Raw genomic sequence first — 1,775 nt, forward strand, 5'->3', positions numbered from 1 at the left:
CATACCCAGGCACTCCTCGCTCTTGCCAGACAACGATGCAACCTCATCTACAGCATCCTCAAACACCGAAATCCCTACCAATCACAACACACCACAAACTTGACACCAAGATAGGAACACTCAGTCAGCCTACGGCTGCCAGCTCTGCTAACGCAGAGCCTTCGCGGCAAAGCCGCTCACTTCGCCTACAAACAACCCGCTGGGTTGTTTGTTTCACGGCTCAGCCTCAGCCGAGGGAGCCGGGGCTACCGCACCATTGATACGGCAGTGCGTGTGCTTGCGGCAAACTACACACGCTGGCGGAGCCTTGGCTCCCTCGGCTGAGGGAGCTGGCACGGCCGTAGGCCGTGACTGAGGGAGCGTTTGCGGCACGCCAGTGACGCACAAACAACACAGCATCGCGCGACAGCGCGATTCAATATCCCCGTAATGCTCGCCTACGCTGCAATTACGGAGCCGACCGGAGGTCGGCGCTCAATATTTCCTCGCGACTGTCGTCGCTCGGCTGAGCCTAAGAACAGCCCACCGGGCTGTTCTTTTAACGGCTCAGCCCCTTACCTTGCTCCCTGATTCGCTGCGGTAGCCGAAGTTCATCATTTCGCTGTTGTAGGCGATAACACCACGGCCGTGAGCGGGCAGGACGATCATGCCGCCATCGCCGCGGTGAGCGGCAACATCGTCGAGCACATCGCCGGCAGCAGCACGCGGGCTTTCGCCGGCGAAGCGCACGCGGTCAGCAACCTGGTGAGCCGCGACTACGCGAATAAACGCTTCACCAATACCCGTGCAGGACACTGCCACGCTATCGTTGCTCGCATACGTGCCGCAACCCGGCAGCGGGGAATCACCAACGCGACCATGCATCTGGTTGGTAATACCACCGGTAGAAGTACCTGCCGCAATGTCACCATTCACATCGCGAGCTACAGCGCCAATCGTGCCATGCTTCTCCCACTCGTCACCGCCGGACTGTGCTTCAGCCAGCGACTGGCGACGCTGTTCAGTAATGAAATAATCATTAGGTTCCGTAGCAACACCCCAATCAGCGATCTCATCATCAGTGGGGTCAGCAAACATCACGTGCTTCGTCTGCTCTTTGACCGCGCGAGCCGCATCAATCGGATTCTTTACCGTGCTCACGCCAGTAACAGCGCCAACCTCACCGTCGCCAGTCATCAGGCAGGCATCCATCTGAGCAATGCCGTCGCTCGTCAGTGCAGCGCCGCGGCCAGCGTTGAACTCAGGCGCATCCTCCATAACGTGAATAGCCGCAATTACTGCCTCATGAGCCGGAGCACCCTGCTTGAGCAGCTCATAACCGGCATCCAGTGCGCGCTGCAAATCAGCTTCAACCTGAGCGCGACGTTCCGGAGTGCTGTGCTTGCCACGGCTGCCAGCACCCGCGTGGATCAACAGAGTAATACCTTCTTCATCCCCCGCTAGTTCGCTGATCACCGTCGGAGCGGATGCCGGCTTGCTCATACATGTGTCCTTTCCATATCGCCCGACCAGAATATTCCAGCCTAAGCGTTTCGATTTTGCCTTTCGATATATTACGCCGTGACGCGGAGCGTGACCGGGAGCGAATCAAACAAATTGCTAATCACGCAAAACCCTTGATTTTCAAGGGTTTTCAGATTCGATCATATTGTTTGATTCGCTCCCGGTCACGCTCCGCGTCACAAAAGGGGTGGCGTTACAGTCCAGCTGGCAGGTCAACACCAGCCTGGCTAGCCAGATCATGTAATGACCATGTGATTTCGCCAGTGCGACCT

The 1,775-nt window shown here is 57.6% G+C and carries 1 protein-coding gene; it reads right to left on the reverse strand.

The features are described from left to right. Positions 1 to 546: 546 nt before the first annotated feature. Positions 547 to 1,482: an isoaspartyl peptidase/L-asparaginase family protein gene (locus tag D2E25_RS10415; RefSeq protein ID WP_125982568.1), complete on the reverse strand. Its 936-nt coding sequence runs from the start codon at positions 1,480 to 1,482 to the stop codon at positions 547 to 549. Between the last annotated feature and the right edge of the window lie 293 nt (positions 1,483 to 1,775).

This window comes from Bifidobacterium goeldii, from assembly GCF_003951095.1.
In the GTDB taxonomy this organism is placed as follows: Bacteria; Actinomycetota; Actinomycetes; order Actinomycetales; family Bifidobacteriaceae; genus Bifidobacterium; species Bifidobacterium goeldii.